Here is a 17,881-nt window from a genome sequence, read left to right as displayed (position 1 = left end):
CTTACTCTATGGCCCTAACTCAAGTGATTACTTATAAACAGGTTCTTCCCACCATGGGAAGGTGTCTGGCATGTCCGATGATACTTTATCCGGATAGACCGGATCACGTTTTTCGAGGAAACTGGCGATACCTTCCGCTGCATCACCTGATTTCGCGCGATTATAGATGATCCGGCTGTCAATCTTGTGCGCTTCCATTGGGTGATCCGCGCAGGGTATTTGCCATAACATCTGCCGGGTGAGCGCTATGGATACCGGCGCGGTATTGTCGATAATCTCCCGCGCCAAGGCATAGGCGGCGGGAAGCAACTCATCCGGTTTGTGGATTGAGCGGATTAGGCCGCCATCCAGTGCTTCCTGCGCATTGAACACGCGCCCGGTCATGCACCATTCAATCGCTTGCGGTCGGCCGACAATATGCGGCAGAAACCAGCTCGCCGCGCCATCGGGCGCGATACCGCGCCGCGCAAAGACAAATCCAAAGCGGGCCGTTTCACTGGCGAGGCGAAAGTCCATCGGCAGTTGCAAGGTCGCACCGACCCCGACCGCAGCCCCGTTGACCGCTGCAATTACTGGTTTCAGACATTGATAGATACGCAGCGTCAGCTTGCCGCCGCCATCGCGCACCCGAGGATCGGAATAATCGTCCACCGGATCACTGCTGGCAAAGGGCTTTGCTCCGCCTTCTGGTGTCAGGTCAGCACCGGCGCAAAAAGCACGTTCTCCGGACCCGGTCACGACCACTGCGCGGACATCGTCATCCGCATCAATTTGATCAAATGCGTCGCACATTTCCTTCAACATGGTGTTGGTGAAGGCGTTCATTTTTTCCGGGCGGTTGATCGTGATCGTCGCGATATTGTCGGCGACATCATATTTGATCTGAGTGTAGGTCATGGGGAGGATCCTCTCCTTTAAAACTCCTCTCCCCCTGAGGGAGAGGAAACGAGAGCTTGGCAGCTTGCCTGCCTAGCGAAGTTGGAGAGGGGATTGGCTTGGCGTGCCCTCTCACCCCTCTCCAAGATTTTCTAGTTAGTAAACTGACAAGCAAATCTGTCCTCTCCCTCAAGGGGAGAGGATGAATGTCAATTACCGTGGTGCCATACGGATCGCACCGTCGAGCCGCACATCTTCACCGTTGAAATAACCGGTTTCGATCATGCACATGGCGAGTTTGGCATATTCGTCCGGCTGACCCAGACGTTTCGGGAAAGGCACAGACGCCGACAGAGCATCGCGCACTTTATCTGGTGCACCAGCAAGCAGTGGCGTATCGAAAATGCCCGGCAGAATCGTGTTCACTCTTATGCCGTCGCTCATCAGATCGCGGGCGATCGGAAGCGTCATACCAACCACGCCGCCTTTGGAAGCGGAATAGGCCGCCTGACCCATTTGACCGTCTTCAGCAGCAACCGAAGCGGTGTTGACCATAGCGCCGCGCTCGCCATTGTCGTCGAGCGGATCGAGGGTCAGCATGCCAGCCGCCGATTTGGCGATGCAGCGGAATGTGCCGACCAGATTGACCTGAATGACGAAGTTGAAAGCATCCATTGGGAAATGACTGATCGAGCCATCTTCGCGGCTGCGTTTTGCGGTTTTGATTGCGTTACCGATACCGGCACAGTTCACGAGGATGCGTTCCTGGCCATTGGCTGCACGGGCTTTTTCAAAGCCAGCATCGACACTGTCGTCATCGGTCACATTAACCTTGCAGAAAACACCGCCCAGTTCCGCAGCCAGCGCTTCGCCTTTTTCTTCGTTCAAGTCGAACAGAGCGACCTTCACGCCTTTTTCCGCCAAGCGCCGCGCAGTGGCCGCGCCAAGTCCGGAGGCACCGCCGGTGACGACAGCTGACATACTATTGTTGAGTTCCATGATTTTTCTTTCTGTTTTAAACTTAATTCAAACGCTCAATGATGGTCACATTCGCCTGACCGCCGCCTTCACACATGGTTTGCAGACCATATTTGGAGCCGCGATTCTCCATAGCGTTAAGCAAGGTCGCCATCAATTTCGTTCCCGAAGCACCCAGCGGATGGCCCAGAGCGATCGCACCGCCATTGACGTTGATCTTGCTGCGATCCGCGCCGGTATGTTTGAGCCATGCGAGCGGTACGGGAGCAAAAGCTTCGTTCACTTCATAGAGATCGATGTCTCCAATATTCATGCCAGCGCGCTGCAAAGCACGGTCGGTTGCGAACAAGGGTTCTTCGAGCATGATCACAGGGTCACCAGCGGTCACAGTCAGGTTGACGATCTTTGCACGAGGCGTGAGACCGTGGTCTTTCAGGGCCTGTTCGGAACAAACCAGAACCGCGCTGGAACCATCACAAATCTGGCTGGCATTAGCAGCGGTAATCGCGCCGCCTTCTTGCAAGACTTTCACGCCGCCGATGCTTTCCATTGAGGCATCAAAGCGAATGCCTTCGTCAACATTATGCGTTGCATCGCCTTCTGGGGTTTCGATCTGCACACCGACAATTTCATTGGCAAACGCGCCGGATTCAGTCGCTGCGATAGCTTTTTGGTGACTTTCCAATGCGAAGGCATCCAGATCATCGCGATTAAAGCCATGCTTTTTCACTAGCATTTCAGCGCCCATGAACTGGCTGAAATTTATGCCCGGATAAGCTTCTTCGAGACGAGGGCTTTTGTTGGTGCCGAGGTCAGCATCTTTAAACAGCTTGAAGGTTGATCCCATTGGCACGCGTGTCATGCTTTCAATACCGTGCGCCAAAACCATATCCTGCGTGCCGGACATAACGCCTTGTGCCGCAAACTGAATCGACTGCTGCGAAGAACCGCATTGGCGATCAATGGAAACCGAAGGAATACTGTCAGGAAGTTTAGAGGCCAATACACTGTTCCGGCCAACATCGCCGGATTGCTCGCCGCCCTGCATCACACAACCAGTGATCACGTCTTCAATCGCGCTGGCGTCAAAATCATTGCGATCTGCGATTGCATCAAGCGTTGCCGCGCCCAAGTCCACTGCATGGGTTCCAGCCAACCGGCCGCCGCGACGACCACCTGCGGTCCGAACTGCGTCTACAATATAGGCTTCTGCCATTTTCCTACTCCTTAGTATTTATGAGAATCTGAAATTTAATTGAACGATTAAACTTGCACTGCTCTAGCGTCAAATAAAAAAGCCGATCATCACATTTGTGATAACCGGCCCTTTTCAATCCTAACCTGCGTTTTTAGGCAGGGACATTATTCTTCTTAACCGTAATCACCTGTGGATAGGTGAATTCCAGCAAGCCTTCCTTGCCATATTCAGCGCCAAAGCCGGATTGTTTATGGCCGCCAAAAGGAGCGAAAGGCGACAGGTGGAGAAATTCATTGACCCACACCGTACCGGTTTCCAGCTTCTCAGCAATTTCGACGCCTTTGTCGGGGTCAGCGGTCCAGACCGCTCCGGCCAAGCCATATTCGCTGTCATTGGCGCGGCTGATGACTTCTTCTTCGGTGCTGAATTTCATCAGCGGCATGACCGGACCAAATTGCTCTTCCGCCACGATCCGCGCATCTTCCGGCGGATTGTCGAGGATGGTAATCGGCATGTAATAGCCCGGCACATCTGGGTCATGATCGCCACCGACGAGGAATTTATAGCCATTATCCTTGGCGTCCTGAACCAGTTCCAGCACACGGTCATATTGCTTCTTGTTCTGGATCGGACCAACCGCGGTGCCTTGCTGCGAGCCGTCACCGACTTTCACATGCTTGGCATATTCGGCAATGGCTGCGCTCAGCTCATCATAAATATCTTCGTGGATATAGATGCGTTTTGCCGCGACACAGATTTGGCCGGCATTGGTGAAGCTGGACCAGAATAGCTGCTCCGCCACTTTCTCGACATTGGCATCAGGAAGAACGATGGAAGCATCATTGCCGCCCAGTTCCAGCGTAATCCGTTTGAGGTCCTTGGAAGCGCCTTCCATGATCTTCTTACCGGTCGCGGTCGAGCCGGTGAAGGTGATCTTGTCGATATCCGGGTGACCGGTAATCAATGGCCCAAGGCTGTCTTCGCCAGTCAGGATGTTGACCACGCCAGCGGGTGCGACGTCTTTAATCAGTTCTGCCAGCCGCAAGGTGGTGAGCGGCGTAAACGGCGATGGTTTCAAGACAATCGTGCAACCGGACAGCAATGCCGGCGCGATTTTCTGCACCGCCATCATCACCGGGAAGTTCCACGGCACGATGCCGCCAACGACACCAACAGGAACGCGGCGGGTGCGGCTGAGCCGCTCTTCGGTATCTTCATTAATCTCATCATCGAGATCGAGCGTTGATTGCGCGCCAGCCATCAGCGACGCGCCCATGATTTCGCCTTGCGCCTGTGCATGGGGTTTACCCTGCTCGGCAGTCAGCAAGCGGAATAGCTCGTCGAGATTTTCTTTAATGGTCGCAGAAATCGCCTGCACCACAGCGCGGCGCTCTTCGATCGGTTTCTTGCTCCATGCAGGGAAGGCGGCACGGGCAGCAGCCACTGCTTCATTCAGTTCCATCTCGCCGCAGGACGGCACCTGTCCAATTACTTCTTCATTGGCGGGATTGACCACGTCCAGCATGTCGTCCGTGCTGATCATCTGGCCATTGATGAGATTCTTATATTGGGTAACCATGTCGCTCTCCTTTGGAATTTCTGCTGTATCGTTTCTATTTTGGTTTCTTATAAACTATTACAAGACTATCGCCGCCTGTCATTTTGATAGAGTGCATCTAAGTGGTAGCGTTTTGAGCCCGCCGACAAAGCTCGACTTGGCCCGCTTGGGCTCTCCAGCCAGTTCAACCGTCTCGATCCGGTCGAGCAATTCGTTGAATAATATCTTCATTTCCATTCGCGCCATGTGCAGGCCGAGACATTGGTGTGCCCCGGCACCAAATGCCAGATGGCGATTGGGCGAACGGGCCGCATCAAATTTCCGCGGATTTTCAAAAACCCGGTCATCATGATTGGCCGCGACATAGTTGATCATCAACCAGTCACCCTTTTTCACCGACACGCCGCCAACTTCCACATCTTCGGCGGCTGTGCGCATGAAATGCTGCACCGGAGAAGTCCAGCGGATCGCTTCTTCGACAATGCCGGGCAGCAAATCACGGTCGACTTTCAACCGCGCAAACTGCTCCGGGTCCTGCGCCAGCGCCATCATCGCGCCGGATGTCGAGGCCGATGTGGTGTCATGTCCTGCCGATGCCACGATAATATAGTAGCCGGCCATATCGCGGTCGCTGAGATATTCGCCATCAACTTTGGCATTGGCGATCACGCTGGCGACGTCATCGGTGGGATTGGCCCGTTTTTCCTCGGTTATTTTGGCAAAATAGGTTTCGAAATCGGCCACCGCACCAATGACCAATTGGGTGATCTGCTCCGCCGTCATATTCGCCATGCCGGTTTTATTGAGATCCTCATCCTGTCCGCCGAACATCTGCTGGGTCAGGAATAACATGCGCTGCTCATCCGCCTCTGGCACGCCCAATATTTGCATGATGACATGCAGCGGGTAAGGCGATGCTGCCAATGGGACAAAATCCGCTTCGCCATTTCCATTTTCTTGGCTAGCCTCCACCAACCGATCGACCGTTGTCTTGGCGAGTGCACCAATTTCCGCTTCGAGCTGCTTCAGGTTTTTTGGCATGAACCATTCCTGGGTCAGCCGGCGATATTTGGGGTGGATCGGCGCATCCAGCGCGACCAGTGAATTGACCAAATGCGGGCTGCCTCCGGTGACTGCTTTGACAATTTCCTCGCCTTCGCGAAATCCAAACACCACGCCCTTCGGACTATTGAGGAAAGTCTTGTTATCCTTGCTGATCCGCATCACATCGTCATAGCCGGTGACGAGCAAAAAAGGATCGTGCAGATCGCCATTCTCGATTCGAGCCACCGGCATGTCCCGGCGCAACACATCAAATTTGTCGAGCAGGCCATCCCATTCGGCATAGGCGAGCGGATCAATAACGGCCGCCGCTATCTCTGCCGGTGCTTGTGGTGCTGCGCTCATATCATTCCTCTCAAAATATCTGGCCGTCAAACAATCTTGCTGCCGGTTTTGCCCCAATATTCATCGCGGAGCAGGCGCTTGTAGAGTTTGCCGGTCGCCACGCGCGGCAATTCGGCGCGAAAATCTATCTGGCGCGGCACCTTCACACCGGACAGCGTTTGCCGCAAATAGACTTCCAGCTCCTGCGCAAAGGCGTCGCCTGCCTCCGCCATATCGGCGGGCTGGACCACGGCAACAACCTTCTCGCCCATATCCTCATCCGGCGCGCCGATAACGGCAGCATCGATGATTCTCGGATGGGTGACCAGCAGGTTCTCAATCTCCTGCGGATAAATATTCACGCCGCCCGAAATGATCATGAAACTCTTGCGGTCGGTGAGATACAGAAAGCCGTCTTCATCGACTTTCCCGACATCGCCCAGCGAGGTCCAGCCATGTTTGTTATGCGCGGCTTTGGTTTTCTCCGGATCATTATGATATTTGACCGGAGCACCGCCTTCAAAATAGATTTGCCCTTCTTCACCGACAGCAACTTCGTCGTCATTCTCATCGCAAATATGCACAATGCCCAGAAGCGCTTTCCCGACCGAGCCTTTATGCTCCAGCCAATCTTCGGAGTTGATGAAGGTAAAGCCATTGCCCTCTGAACCGGCATAATACTCCCGGACTATGGGCCCCCACCACTCGATCATTTTTTCCTTCACCGGAATGGGGCAAGGGGCCGCGGCATGGACGGCACATGTCAGGCTGGAAACATCATATTTTGCACGCGTCTCTTCGGGCAGTTTGAGCATCCGGCTGAAATGCGTGGGAACCCATTGGCTGACATCCACCTTATATTGGTCAATAAGTGCCAGGGCCTGTTCCGGATCGAATTTTTCCATCACGATCACGGTGCCGCCCATTTTGTGGACGGTCATGCACCAGCGCAGCGGTGCAGCGTGATAAAGCGGTGCGGGCGATAAGTAAGTGCAGCCGAGCGTAAAGCCAAAAGCACCCTGCGCCATCATCACCAGCGCATTGGGCGCGGCAATATCTTCATTCTCCGGAAAGGGAATACGCACACCCTTGGGCCGTCCGGTCGTCCCCGAGCTATAGAGCATATCGGTGCCATGGCGCTGATCATCAATCGGCGTGTCCGGCATCGCCGCCAAAGCGGGTTCCATGGCGCGACTATCATCAACACCATAGACATATTGCTTCACATCAGGATTGCGTGTGATCAGTTCGTCCAGCACATCCAGCTTTGCGTCGGAACTCACCAATAGCGACGCCCCGCTATCGCTCAAAATATAGGAGGCTTCCTCAGCCGTCAGGCGGCTAGGGATAGCAACATAATAGAGGCCCGCACGCTGAGCCCCCCATGCAAAATCAAAAAATCTGGGATGGTTGTCGAGAAAGACCGCCACCGTATCACCAATATTCAGGCCCTGGCTGCGGAACAGCTGCGCCATGCGGTTGGTCGCCTCGTCCAGCTCGCCGTAGGTTTCAACAGCGCCAGTGCTGGCCATGATAATCGCAGGTTTGTCAGGATTTTCCTGGGCATGCAGATAAGGATGCATCGGTTGCGTCTCTCCATTTGGGGGCGACCGCCTTTGCCCTGTTTGAGTGTGGCGATTCGCATTTTTCCCATCATGGTTTAAGCGCGCAGTTAAATCAATGGATTGTCTGGCCGTCTATCGATAGACGAAAAGAATAATCCCCTAATTCTCCACATATATGTCCACAGGCACGGAGAGATCAGCAAAGACACGGCCAATCGAAGCCATGCTGCCAGCGCCTTCGCCAATGGCTTGTTCCAGATACATTTGCGAGCCAGCGCCGTTGAGCAGCACCAACACTGTCCGTGCCTCACAAATAGCGGCCTTGGTGATTGTAACCAGCGGCGTGTCGCCATTGTCAGGCATGATGCCGACAGCGCGCTTCTCTTTCGGCCCTTCCAGCGCTTCTTCCAGATCGGCGCTTTCGACAAGACCAGCGGTACTGCCATCCTCGCCCATGCCGAGCCAGATGAGATCAGGTGGCCATTTGGTATCCTGCAGCCGTGCATCGGCGGCACCGCCTGCCAAATGATAATCATCATTCTCAGTCGCGATCGGCAGCACCCGGGCACCGCGCGTCATAAACAGTTGCGCCAGTGTTTTGACATTGCTGCGCGGATCGTCAACGGGGACGAGATAATCGTCAGTCGGGATGATCGTGACATATTTCCACTTGATTTGTTGTTCAGCGAGGGCTTCGAGCACCGGCATCGCTTCTTCGCTCACCGGAAGCGCCAAAAGGGCCTCACCGCGCGCATCCAAAGCACTTTCGATGATGAACTTGATATCTCCGACAACCGCCTCAATCATTTCGGCCCGGTCGTCAAAATCCCACCATTCGAGTTGTGAATCTTCACCTTCCGGCAAATCATCCAAATCCCATGACTCGTCTTCACTCATATCGCGTCCTGTCTTTCGGTCTCTTGTTGAGGCTTCTAATCGTTGCAGAAATCAGCACAAGGGGAAATCCCGCTTTTCAAACCGCCAAGTTTGCGCCAATTGATAGCCGAAGAGGCAATATTCCTATGACAGAAAACTACATATTGACGCTGACGGCAGAGGACCGGGTTGGCCTGGTGGCTGCTGTGACCGGCTTTCTGGCCGAGCATGACGGCTTTATTCTCGACAGCCAGCAATATGCCGATCTGGAACTGGAGCGCTTTTTCATGCGGGTTGAGTTCAAGGGCGCGGGCGATAGGTTTCCGGCCAATCTCGATGCGCTTACTGATGAATTTTCAGCAGTTGGCAGCCGCTATGCGCTCGACTGGACATTGGTCAGCGGCGCAGCAAAGCCGAATATTGTGATCGCGGTTTCCAGAGGCAGCCACTGTCTCAATGATCTGCTTCACCGCTGGAAAACCGGCGGATTACCCGTCAATATTGCCGGTGTGGTCAGCAATCATGAAAGCCTGCGCGATCTGACCGAATGGCATGACGTCGCTTTCCATCACCTCCCCGTGACCAGCGACAATCGCGTCGAGCAGGAACAAGCGATATTGGATGTGATGGATCAGGCAGCCGCCGATTATCTGATCCTCGCGCGCTATATGCAGATATTGTCCGATGATCTGAGCGCCAAATTGGCTGGTCGCTGCATCAACATTCATCACAGTTTTCTGCCCGGCTTCAAAGGGGCAAAGCCCTATCACCGCGCTCATGAGCGGGGGGTAAAGCTTATCGGAGCAACGGCGCATTTTGTTAGCGCCGATCTCGATGAAGGCCCGATTATCGAGCAAGCGGTCGAGCGGGTCGATCACCGGGCGAGCGTAGAAGAGATGATCCGCATCGGCCGAGATATCGAGGCACAGGTGCTCGCCAAGGCAGTAAAATGGGCGGGCGAACACCGCATCCTGCTCAACGGCAATCGCACGGTTGTGTTCCGCTAAGGTTGGTTCTCTGATGCCTGTGGTGGGGGCGGCGCATCGAGCAATATGCCCGCTGGCCGCAATATCGTTAGTGCAGCAGGGGCGCCGCTGACCTTTTCCTGCGCGGTAATATCAACCTGCACGAAATTTCCTTCTTCGGTGAGGCGCGCGCTTTGCGTCCATGTCCAACTCAGGCCGCCATTTTGTTCTTCGCCACTGGATTCACCAAGGCTCGGCGGGCGCGGATCGGTTAGTATTTCAACCGCCCGGTTGCGGACCACAGATTGCGCCACGACCCGCAGTTCGAGTTCAGCAGCATTGCGGGCGGTATAGCCTTGTAACCGGATCAGCGCGAGTGCGGCGAGGCTGAAGACCGACAAAGCCACCAGCATTTCGATGAGGGTAAAACCACTCTCGCCGGATTTGTTTCTACGGAACCTCATGGGGCTTGCTCCACACCGGCCAACTGGACATCACCCATCGGGGCGATGGTAATATCGCGCGCAAAATCCTTGTAACTCAAACGCACTTCGGCGCGGTCGCTGGGCAAACCCGTACTTTCAAAACTGATCAGCAAGGGCCCTGTCTCAGCGACCGCTGCGGTCACACCGTTGGACCAGTTGGTCGATCGAAAAGGCTTGTCCTCCATAACCGACCACGCACCTTTGCGCCGCTCCAGAAAACTATAACCGGAAGGCGTGACCTGCACCGCCATCGGGCGGGATTGCAATATCGCATTGTCTCGCAGCGCCGCCGTGCGTGCCGCAAATTTTTGCGCATCCTGTTCCAGATCATTGCTGCCATCAGGAATAGACAAGACCACAATCGACGCCATCAGGCCCAAAATCACTAATACAATCATGAGTTCCACCAGCGTGAAGCCGGTTTCATGATGATTGCGAACAGAGTTTTGGTGGGGTTTCATAACAATAGCTTATTCGGTCCAGTCCGATCCCTCTCTTGCAGAAGCGGGGCGGGCCTGCAATGGATGAGCGGAACAATTAAAGTGATTCAGACCAAATAAGCAGGTGGGAAAATTATGAGCGACGCCGTTCTTTATGACAAGCAAGACCGCGTGGTCACCATTACATTGAACAAGCCGGAGACGCGCAACGCGTTGTCGACCGATCTTTGCTCCGCGCTGGTGGAGGCGATGAAAAAGGCAGATGCCGATAAGGGCGTCAGCTGTGTTGTGCTCGCGGCCAATGGTAAAAGCTTTTCCTCCGGCGGTAACCTCCATGAGATCAAGGCGATGACCGCCGAGCAAAACATGACACCTATGCAGATTGAAGAATGGTATAGGACCGGCATTCAACGCATCCCCCTGACCATGGCCGAGATTTCGGTTCCAGTCATCGCGGCGGTCAATGGCCACGCAATCGGTGCCGGTAACGACCTGACCACCATGTGTGACATCAGGATCGCTGGCGAAGACGCGATTTTTGCCGAGAGTTTCCTGCGCGTCGGGATTATTCCCGGCGATGGCGGTGCTTGGCTGCTGCCACGCATCATCGGTCAGGCGCGTGCGAACCAGATGCTGTTTACCGGCGAGTTTATCGATGCGCATAAGGCGCTGGATTACGGTCTAGTATCCGAAGTGGTGGCGAACGATGATTTGCTCAAACGCGCCTATGAATTGGCCGAAAAAGTGGTTGCCTTACCCCCGCTGGCGATCCGCAAAACAAAAGAACTGGTGCGCACCGCACAGAGCGTGACGCTGAAAGAAAATCTCGATCAGGCGGCGTTGTTCCAGGGCGTATTGCAACAGCTTGATGATCATCAAGAAGCGATTGATGCGATCCTTGAGAAACGCAAACCGGTATTCAAGGGCCAATAAGAGAAAGCAGTGATCATGACGAAAACCGGATATCTCACAACAGCCCTTCTCGCAGCTGCCCCCTTGTTGATGGCCGCTGGCCAACCACAAACCAACGCTCCGCCAGCCAACATCCCACCGGCCAACACGCCGCCAGAAGGCGTAGCGACAGCATCCACCAAGGCCGCTAACGCGAGAGTTGCCGCTCGCCTGCCGATTGCCGACCAGACGGATTTCGACAACGCCAATCGCGGTTTTCTGGCCAAGATTGAAGACCCGCAAATCCTCAACGAAGACGGTTCGGTCGCGTGGGAGGTCGGGCAGTTTGATTTTGTCAAAGACGCAGCTCCCGATACCGTAAACCCCTCCCTCTGGCGCCAGGGCAAGCTCAACAGTATTCACGGATTGTTCAAGGTACAGGAAGGCATTTACCAACTGCGCGGCTATGATTTGGCGCAAATGACGCTGATCGCCGGCAAGACAGGCTGGATAGTTGTAGATCCGCTAACCACGCCGGCTCCGGCTAAAGCGGCTTTGGCGCTGGCCAATGAAACACTGGGCCCGCGCCCGGTTCAGGCAGTGATTTTCACTCACAGCCATGGCGACCATTTCGGCGGCGTTAGCGGTGTGGTTACGCCGCAAGAATTGCAATATGGCAAGGTGCAGATCATCGCACCCCATGGTTTCCTGCGTGAATCCATTGGCGAGAATGTCCTCGCCGGAACCACCATGAACCGCCGGGTACAGTTTCAGTTCGGCACAAACCTGCCCGCTGGCCCGACCGGTCATGTCGGGACTGGTCTTGGTCAATATTTGTCCAAGGGCGATTTGGCGCTGCTGCCACCGACAAAAACCATCAGCAAGGATGGTGAGACCCTGACCATTGATGGCGTCACGTTTGAATTTATGGATGCCGGTGAGACAGAAGCACCAGCAGAACTAATTTTCTACCTGCCTGAATTTAAAGCTCTGCACACTGCCGAAGTCGTCACCCGCAATTTCCACAATGTCCTGACCCCGCGCGGCGCGCTGGTTCGGGACACGTTGAAATGGAGCAAGGTCATTGATGCGATGCTTGCCAAATATGGCGAGAAATCAGATGTAATGCTCGCTAGCCATCATTGGCCAACATGGGGCAGCGAGAATGTGCAGACGGCGCTGAAAAACCAGCGCGGTCTTTATCGCTATGTCCATGACCAGACATTGCGGCAAGCCAATCAGGGCGCGACGATGCACGAGATTGCTGAAAATATTGGTGAGCCCGATTTTGCCGCCACCGATTTTGGCGTGCGCGATTATTATGGCACACTCAATCATAATAGTAAGGCGGTCTACCAACGCTATTTCGGCTGGTGGGATGGGGTTCCAGCCCATTATCACGAATTGCCGCCAGTAGAAGCTTCACGCAAATATGTCGCGGCCATGGGCGGTGCTCCCAAGGCCCTGTCAGTTGGGGAAAGAGCCTTTGCAACCGGCGATTACCGCTGGGCAGCGACCGTTTTCAATCATATCGTCTTTGTCGATCCTACCAATGATGCGGCAAAAAAATGGCTTGCGTCGACTTATGAGCAGCTCGGTTTTCAGGCCGAGGCAGGCACATGGCGCAACATCTATCTATCTGGCGCCAAGGAACTGCGCGAAGGAAATGACAAAGGCGAAGCCATCGCAACCAACAATGCGCGGGTGTTGAACAGTATTCCGGCGGTCGATCTGTTCGATGCCTTGGCGGCGCGTTTTAATCCGGCGCGGATGAGCAATGTCGGCGGTATCATCCAGTTTACCTTCCCCGATCGCGGTGAAGCCGTGAATGTCGACATTGGTAAAAGCGTCATGTTCCCGCGTGACGGGACCAATGATCGTTCGATTGCGCAAATCACTGTGAGCCGCGCCGATTTCACCCGTGTCCTGATGCGGGAAGTCACGCCGCGGGACCTTATTGTGTCCGGCAACATGCGGGTGCTAGGCAATGTTGGCCTGATGGCCGCGATGTTCGGTGCGCTCGATCCGGTTGACGCACAGTTTAATATCGTAACACCCTGAATCTTAACCCAGAGGCATTTTTAGATGCAGCGTTTCAATTTTCCTGTTGTCCAGCCTGATCCGGCGCTTGAAGAATTGCGTGCCGAACTGCAAGCGTTCCTGAAAGAGGAGCTGGAGGCAGGCAATTTGCGTCCCGAGCCGGAATGCTGGATGGCATCTGCCGATACCGAGTTTTCCAAAAAAATGGGAAAGCACGGTTGGATCGGCCTAACTTGGTCGAGCCAATATGGTGGCCATGATAAGACCGCCCTTGAACGCTATATTGTAACCGAGGAAATGCTTCGTGCCGGCGCGCCTGTGGGAGCGCATTGGATTGCCGATCGCCAACATGCGCCGATGCTGCTGGAACATGGAACGGAAGAACAGAAGCTCGACATCCTGCCACGCATTGCCGCCGGAGAATGCTATTTCGCCATTGGTCTTTCGGAACCCGGTGCCGGTTCAGACCTCGCCAATGTCAAAACCAAAGCCGAAAAAGTAGATGGCGGATGGAAAATCAACGGCCAGAAAATCTGGTCGTCCGGCGCGCATATGTGCCATTATATGGTCGCAATCTTACGCACCTCACCGGCTGATGGCCGCAACCGGCATGTCGGTCTTTCGCAAATTATGATTGATCTCAGCCTGCCGGGCGTAACGATCAAACCAATTACCGATCTTTCCGGCGATGCGCATTTTAACGAAGTCTATTTTGAGGATGTGATCGTGCCGGATGACTGCCTGCTCGGCGAAGAAGGCGGCGGCTGGAAACAGGTGACCGGAGAGTTGGCGATGGAACGCTCTGGGCCGGAGCGGTTTTTGTCGAGCTACATCACACTCGAAACAGCGCTCCATCAATTGCAGGGCAAGCTGGGATCGGATTCTCAGGCGCGTCTCGGCAAGCTGATTGCCAATCTGCGAACCTTGCGCGGCATGTCCTGGGGCATTGCCAATCTGCTGCATCAAGGCGTATCGCCGGAAACCGAGGCTGCCTTGGTCAAGGATCTCGGCAACCGGTTGGAAAATGACCTGACCCTGCAAGTGCGGGCCTTGCTCAACGATCTGCCGGAAGAAGAGTGGAGCGACGAGATGCGGCGTATCCTCAATATCGGGATATTGCGATCACCGCCCAACACCTTGCGTGGCGGCACCACAGAAGTCATGCGCGGCATTACTGCGCGCCAGTTAGGGCTACGCTGATGATCAATACAGAAGGCATGGTCGCTGAAACCGCGGCGAAAATTTACACCGATCTATGCGGACGGGAAGTACCGCATGAAGCAGAAGCCGGGATGTATCCGAAGGGATTGTGGGATGCGCTCGCCGAAAACGGCTTGCCGCTGGCTTGGGTCAGCGAAGATAATGGCGGCTTTGGTGCCGATTATGACGAAGTCTTTGGAGCGATCTGGGTGTCCGCAGAGGCCGCGTCACCGGTTCCCTTTGCCGAGACACTGATTGCCAACTGGCTGCTCGACCGGGCTGGCATCGCCATCCCCGATGGCGCGACCAGCTTTGCGCTGCTTGATGGAAAAACGGCCGGTGTTCCCTTTGCTAGTGCTGCTGATCATGTTGCTGTCTACGATGCAGGCAAGAGCGAAATTGCCCTCTACAAAACCGCCGATACATCGCCGGGTGACGGACAAGCGCTGTCCCCTGATGATGACAATCGTCTCGATTTCTCCAGCGCCACGCCTGTTGCCAGCGCCGCAACCAACCTGTCGCGGCGTGCGGTCGAAGCGTTAATCCTGACCGTCCGTGCGGTGCAAATGGCCTCTGCTATCGAGGCTGCGCTCAACATGTCCATCGCCTATGTCTCCGATCGCGAACAATTCGGACGACCATTGTCGAAATTTCAGGCGATCCAGCATCAGCTCGCGGTTGCCGCATCGGAAAGCGCCGCGGCGACCATGGCCGCGACGCAGGCCGCTAGCGCGCTCGCTCGCAACGCCGATGATCCGGAAAAAGCATGGCACGAAGCGGTGGTTGCCAAGGTTCAAATCGGTCATAGCGTCGAAGCCGTCACCGTGCCGTTCCATCAGGTGCACGGCGCGATGGGCTATACGCAGGAATATGATCTGCACCATTATACCCGCCGCCTGTGGGCCTGGCGCGATACGTTGGGCAACGAACATCATTGGTCCAAATTGCTGGGCGCTGAGCTTGCCGTAACGTCACCGGACCAGATTTGGAAAGGCGTGACAACCGGCGCCTGGATTGCTAGTTAACTGCCCGATTAAACCGATTCTTGAGGTGGCATATACCGTCTCCAATCACTCCAACGCAAGAGGACCAAATCCCATGAAAACACGCATCACAGAGCTTTTCGGCATCGAACATCCGATCATTCAGGGCGGGATGCACTATGTGGGATTTGCCGAACTCGCGGCAGCGGTTTCCGAAGCAGGTGGCCTCGGCATCATTACCGGCCTGACCCAGAAAACACCGGAAGATCTCGACAAGGAGATCAAGAAAGCCAAAGCGCTGACCGACAAACCAATTGGCGTGAACCTTACCTTCCTGCCAATCGTCAACACGCCCGATTATCCCGGCTATATCAAAGCGATTATCGACAATGACATCAAGGCAGTGGAAACCGCGGGCAACAATCCGGCGCAATATCTCCCGGCCCTCAAAGAAGCAGGCGTCAAGGTCATCCACAAATGCACCGCGGTGCGCCATGCATTGAAAGCACAGAGCATTGGCTGTGATGCGGTTTCCGTTGATGGTTTCGAGTGCGGTGGCCACCCCGGCGAAGATGATATTCCGAACATGATCCTGCTGCCCCGCGCCGCCGATGAATTGGACATTCCCTTTGTCAGCTCTGGCGGTCAGGCAGACGCTCGGTCACTTGTCGCTTCTCTCGCCATGGGTGCCGAAGGCATGAACATGGGGACACGCTTCATCGCGACCAAAGAAGCACCGGTCCACCAGAATGTGAAAGACGCCATCGTCGCGGCCAGCGAACTCGACACCCGCCTCGTCATGCGCCCACTGCGCAATACCGAGCGCGTGCTGACCAATGCGGCGGTCGAAAAGCTTCTGGAGATTGAAAAGGAAAAAGGCGCAGACCTGCAATTTACCGATGTTATCGAACAGGTTGCCGGTGTCTATCCGCAGATCATGTTGGAAGGCACCATGGATGCGGGCGCGTGGAGCTGCGGCATGGTCGCAGGCCTGATCAATGATATTCCAACCTGTAAGGAATTGATCGACGGCATCATGACCGAAGCAGATGCGATTATTCGCGGACGTCTAGAAGGCTTTTTGGCAGCCTAATCATGGAACCCTATCAACCGCTGAGCCGGTCCATCGCTGGCAAGAAAGCCATTGTCACTGGAGCGGCTAGCGGTATGGGCCGTGCCACGGCGCATCTCTTTGCGTCGGAGGGCGCGATGGTTGCCGTTACCGATCTCGATCAGGGGCGGTGCGACGCCGTTGTCGAAGAAATAGCGGCAGCCGGTTACGAAGGCTCAGCAGAGGCTTGGTCTCTGGATGTCAGCAACCCTGACATCATCAAAGCGGTTGTCGCCGATATTGCCCAAGCCTTTGGCGGCATCGATATTCTCGTCAACAATGCTGGCTTTGCTATTCCGGCCGATGTTGCCGAAGAAAGCTATGAAGACAGTTGGGAACCGACCCTGTCGGTCATGCTGGCAGCGCATCAGCGGATGATCCGCGCCGCCTTGCCGTATCTGAGAGAGGCCGACCATCCAAGAATCGTCAATATCGCATCAACCGAAGGCTTGGGTGCATCGCCGGGCAACAGCCCTTATGTCGCCGCCAAACATGGTGTGATCGGCCTGACGAAAGGCTTGGCAGTTGACCTCGGCCGCGAGGGCATCACCGTCAATTGCATCTGTCCCGGACCGATCCGCACCGGTATCACCGATGCGATTTCAGAAGAGCATAAAACCATCTACGCCAAACGCCGTGTGCCGCTGCGCCGCTATGCCATCCCGGAAGAGGTTGCGCACATGACTTTGTCCTGCGTGTTGCCATCAGCGAGTTTTCTAACCGGCGCGATCATTCCGGTTGACGGCGGCCTTACGATCAAAAACGCATGAAGCCCCCGGGACCGAGCCAAGGGGCTTCTGTTTTTATCTGATCGTATTTGCCATTAGCGCGATATAGCATTGCCGATTACGGCTCCGACGATTCCACTTGTGATGCCAACAAGAACAGCATCATTGCCGGACCGAACCCAGCGATAACCGCGCGGAGCGGTTGCTAAACGATAGGCGCGGGGGTTGCTGATAACCCGATAATTGACGGCATGGCGGCGATCAAAGCTTTGACCCTTGGTCCAGCGCTTCTGGCTCACAACTTGGCGGGTTCTAACGTTCTTCCTGACAGCTTTGTCTTTGACCGTAACTGTCTTGGTAACAACGCGCTTGCCTTCCTTGTTTGTGACCGTTTTCTTGACCGTCTTATGGGTTGCGGCCTCAGCCTGGGCGGTTATCATTGGTGACACGACCATTGTTGATGCAGCCAATATCATCAGAATCTTTTTCATCATAAACTCCTCTTTTTACGCGGCGCCAACTGCGGCGTCAGAAATAGTTATGACGAAAGCGTGTCGCAAAGATTCGTCAGATTTCAGGTTTATTGTATCAAATTGTCGCG

Annotated in this window: 17 protein-coding genes; 7 read left to right on the top strand and 10 right to left on the bottom strand. The window is 55.0% G+C overall.

The genetic code is table 11. The annotated features are described in order from the left end of the window. Positions 1-27: 27 nt before the first annotated feature. The 7 genes from ABJM21_RS15435 to ABJM21_RS15405 form a co-directional block, all read right to left on the bottom strand. Positions 28-897 (bottom strand): crotonase/enoyl-CoA hydratase family protein, encoded by an 870-nt coding sequence (locus tag ABJM21_RS15435; RefSeq protein ID WP_348300885.1) that lies wholly within the window; start codon positions 895-897, stop codon positions 28-30. Between the two features lie 192 nt (positions 898-1,089). Then, a complete protein-coding gene (locus ABJM21_RS15430) occupies positions 1,090-1,875 on the bottom strand; it encodes an SDR family NAD(P)-dependent oxidoreductase (RefSeq protein ID WP_348300884.1) in 786 nt (261 codons plus the stop codon). Positions 1,876-1,897: 22 nt separating this feature from the next. After that, the gene (locus tag ABJM21_RS15425; RefSeq protein WP_348300883.1) at positions 1,898-3,070 is read right to left on the bottom strand and encodes an acetyl-CoA C-acetyltransferase; all 1,173 of its coding nucleotides are present in this window, start codon (positions 3,068-3,070) and stop codon (positions 1,898-1,900) included. 133 nt (positions 3,071-3,203) lie between these two features. Beyond that, positions 3,204-4,631 (bottom strand): aldehyde dehydrogenase family protein, encoded by a 1,428-nt coding sequence (locus tag ABJM21_RS15420; RefSeq protein WP_348300882.1) that lies wholly within the window; start codon positions 4,629-4,631, stop codon positions 3,204-3,206. Between the two features lie 78 nt (positions 4,632-4,709). Then, positions 4,710-6,017, bottom strand: a complete 1,308-nt coding sequence (locus ABJM21_RS15415; protein WP_348300881.1) for a cytochrome P450 — start codon at positions 6,015-6,017, stop codon at positions 4,710-4,712. A 26-nt stretch (positions 6,018-6,043) separates the two neighbouring features. Continuing rightward, positions 6,044-7,579, bottom strand: coding sequence for an acyl-CoA synthetase (locus tag ABJM21_RS15410; RefSeq protein WP_348300880.1), 1,536 nt, complete (start codon positions 7,577-7,579; stop codon positions 6,044-6,046). A gap of 141 nt (positions 7,580-7,720) precedes the next feature. Further along, a complete protein-coding gene (locus ABJM21_RS15405; RefSeq protein ID WP_348300879.1) occupies positions 7,721-8,458 on the bottom strand; it encodes a 6-phosphogluconolactonase in 738 nt (245 codons plus the stop codon). Positions 8,459-8,583: 125 nt separating this feature from the next. Between ABJM21_RS15405 and purU the strand changes: the two genes are divergently transcribed. Next, positions 8,584-9,444, top strand: coding sequence for a formyltetrahydrofolate deformylase (purU, locus tag ABJM21_RS15400; RefSeq protein ID WP_348300878.1), 861 nt, complete (start codon positions 8,584-8,586; stop codon positions 9,442-9,444). Here the strand turns inward: purU and gspI are convergent. Together gspI and gspH are read right to left on the bottom strand one after the other, a co-directional pair. Next, the gene (gene gspI / locus ABJM21_RS15395; RefSeq protein ID WP_348300877.1) at positions 9,441-9,866 is read right to left on the bottom strand and encodes a type II secretion system minor pseudopilin GspI; all 426 of its coding nucleotides are present in this window, start codon (positions 9,864-9,866) and stop codon (positions 9,441-9,443) included. The two genes, purU and gspI, sit on opposite strands and share 4 nt — an antisense overlap. Beyond that, positions 9,863-10,348 (bottom strand): type II secretion system minor pseudopilin GspH, encoded by a 486-nt coding sequence (gene gspH, locus ABJM21_RS15390; RefSeq protein ID WP_348300876.1) that lies wholly within the window; start codon positions 10,346-10,348, stop codon positions 9,863-9,865. Before gspH ends, gspI begins: the two co-directional genes overlap by 4 nt. Before the next feature lie 114 nt (positions 10,349-10,462). On the opposite strand from gspH, the gene ABJM21_RS15385 reads away from it, so the two are divergent. The 6 genes from ABJM21_RS15385 to ABJM21_RS15360 all read left to right on the top strand — a co-directional run bounded on the left by ABJM21_RS15385 (position 10,463) and on the right by ABJM21_RS15360 (position 17,322). Continuing rightward, positions 10,463-11,260 carry an enoyl-CoA hydratase-related protein gene (locus ABJM21_RS15385; protein ID WP_348300875.1) on the top strand — a complete coding sequence of 266 codons (798 nt, stop codon included), beginning with the start codon at positions 10,463-10,465 and terminating at the stop codon, positions 11,258-11,260. A 15-nt stretch (positions 11,261-11,275) separates the two neighbouring features. After that, positions 11,276-13,279: an alkyl sulfatase dimerization domain-containing protein gene (locus ABJM21_RS15380; protein ID WP_348300874.1), complete on the top strand. Its 2,004-nt coding sequence runs from the start codon at positions 11,276-11,278 to the stop codon at positions 13,277-13,279. 24 nt (positions 13,280-13,303) lie between these two features. Continuing rightward, entirely contained in the window at positions 13,304-14,458 is a 1,155-nt protein-coding gene (locus ABJM21_RS15375) for an acyl-CoA dehydrogenase family protein (protein ID WP_348300873.1), read from the top strand. Then, a complete protein-coding gene (locus ABJM21_RS15370) occupies positions 14,458-15,483 on the top strand; it encodes an acyl-CoA dehydrogenase family protein (protein WP_348300872.1) in 1,026 nt (341 codons plus the stop codon). The genes ABJM21_RS15375 and ABJM21_RS15370 overlap by 1 nt, the downstream gene beginning before the upstream one ends. Before the next feature lie 73 nt (positions 15,484-15,556). Beyond that, complete coding sequence (locus ABJM21_RS15365) at positions 15,557-16,534, top strand: nitronate monooxygenase family protein (RefSeq protein ID WP_348300871.1); 978 nt, start codon at positions 15,557-15,559, stop codon at positions 16,532-16,534. Positions 16,535-16,536: 2 nt separating this feature from the next. Further along, positions 16,537-17,322 carry an SDR family oxidoreductase gene (locus ABJM21_RS15360; protein ID WP_348300870.1) on the top strand — a complete coding sequence of 262 codons (786 nt, stop codon included), beginning with the start codon at positions 16,537-16,539 and terminating at the stop codon, positions 17,320-17,322. A gap of 53 nt (positions 17,323-17,375) precedes the next feature. Here ABJM21_RS15360 and ABJM21_RS15355 read toward each other — a convergent pair whose 3' ends face one another. Beyond that, positions 17,376-17,774: an RcnB family protein gene (locus tag ABJM21_RS15355; protein WP_348300869.1), complete on the bottom strand. Its 399-nt coding sequence runs from the start codon at positions 17,772-17,774 to the stop codon at positions 17,376-17,378. Positions 17,775-17,881 lie beyond the last annotated feature (107 nt).

The sequence above is a fragment of the Parasphingorhabdus sp. genome, assembly GCF_039977335.1.
In the GTDB taxonomy this organism is placed as follows: Bacteria; Pseudomonadota; Alphaproteobacteria; order Sphingomonadales; family Sphingomonadaceae; genus Parasphingorhabdus.
Note: the sequence above shows the minus strand (reverse complement) of the source record. Positions and strands in the feature narration are given on the sequence as shown.

Bases quoted from the DNA above. Each gene is read 5' to 3' on its own strand.
- ABJM21_RS15435 (WP_348300885.1), bottom strand. From the start codon at position 897: ATGACCTACACTCAGATCAAATATGATGTCGCCGACAATATCGCGACG.
- ABJM21_RS15430 (WP_348300884.1), bottom strand. From the start codon at position 1,875: ATGGAACTCAACAATAGTATGTCAGCTGTCGTCACCGGCGGTGCCTCC.
- ABJM21_RS15425 (WP_348300883.1), bottom strand. From the start codon at position 3,070: ATGGCAGAAGCCTATATTGTAGACGCAGTTCGGACCGCAGGTGGTCGT.
- ABJM21_RS15420 (WP_348300882.1), bottom strand. From the start codon at position 4,631: ATGGTTACCCAATATAAGAATCTCATCAATGGCCAGATGATCAGCACG.
- ABJM21_RS15415 (WP_348300881.1), bottom strand. From the start codon at position 6,017: ATGAGCGCAGCACCACAAGCACCGGCAGAGATAGCGGCGGCCGTTATT.
- ABJM21_RS15410 (WP_348300880.1), bottom strand. From the start codon at position 7,579: ATGCATCCTTATCTGCATGCCCAGGAAAATCCTGACAAACCTGCGATT.
- ABJM21_RS15405 (WP_348300879.1), bottom strand. From the start codon at position 8,458: ATGAGTGAAGACGAGTCATGGGATTTGGATGATTTGCCGGAAGGTGAA.
- purU (WP_348300878.1), top strand. From the start codon at position 8,584: ATGACAGAAAACTACATATTGACGCTGACGGCAGAGGACCGGGTTGGC.
- gspI (WP_348300877.1), bottom strand. From the start codon at position 9,866: ATGAGGTTCCGTAGAAACAAATCCGGCGAGAGTGGTTTTACCCTCATC.
- gspH (WP_348300876.1), bottom strand. From the start codon at position 10,348: ATGAAACCCCACCAAAACTCTGTTCGCAATCATCATGAAACCGGCTTC.
- ABJM21_RS15385 (WP_348300875.1), top strand. From the start codon at position 10,463: ATGAGCGACGCCGTTCTTTATGACAAGCAAGACCGCGTGGTCACCATT.
- ABJM21_RS15380 (WP_348300874.1), top strand. From the start codon at position 11,276: ATGACGAAAACCGGATATCTCACAACAGCCCTTCTCGCAGCTGCCCCC.
- ABJM21_RS15375 (WP_348300873.1), top strand. From the start codon at position 13,304: ATGCAGCGTTTCAATTTTCCTGTTGTCCAGCCTGATCCGGCGCTTGAA.
- ABJM21_RS15370 (WP_348300872.1), top strand. From the start codon at position 14,458: ATGATCAATACAGAAGGCATGGTCGCTGAAACCGCGGCGAAAATTTAC.
- ABJM21_RS15365 (WP_348300871.1), top strand. From the start codon at position 15,557: ATGAAAACACGCATCACAGAGCTTTTCGGCATCGAACATCCGATCATT.
- ABJM21_RS15360 (WP_348300870.1), top strand. From the start codon at position 16,537: ATGGAACCCTATCAACCGCTGAGCCGGTCCATCGCTGGCAAGAAAGCC.
- ABJM21_RS15355 (WP_348300869.1), bottom strand. From the start codon at position 17,774: ATGATGAAAAAGATTCTGATGATATTGGCTGCATCAACAATGGTCGTG.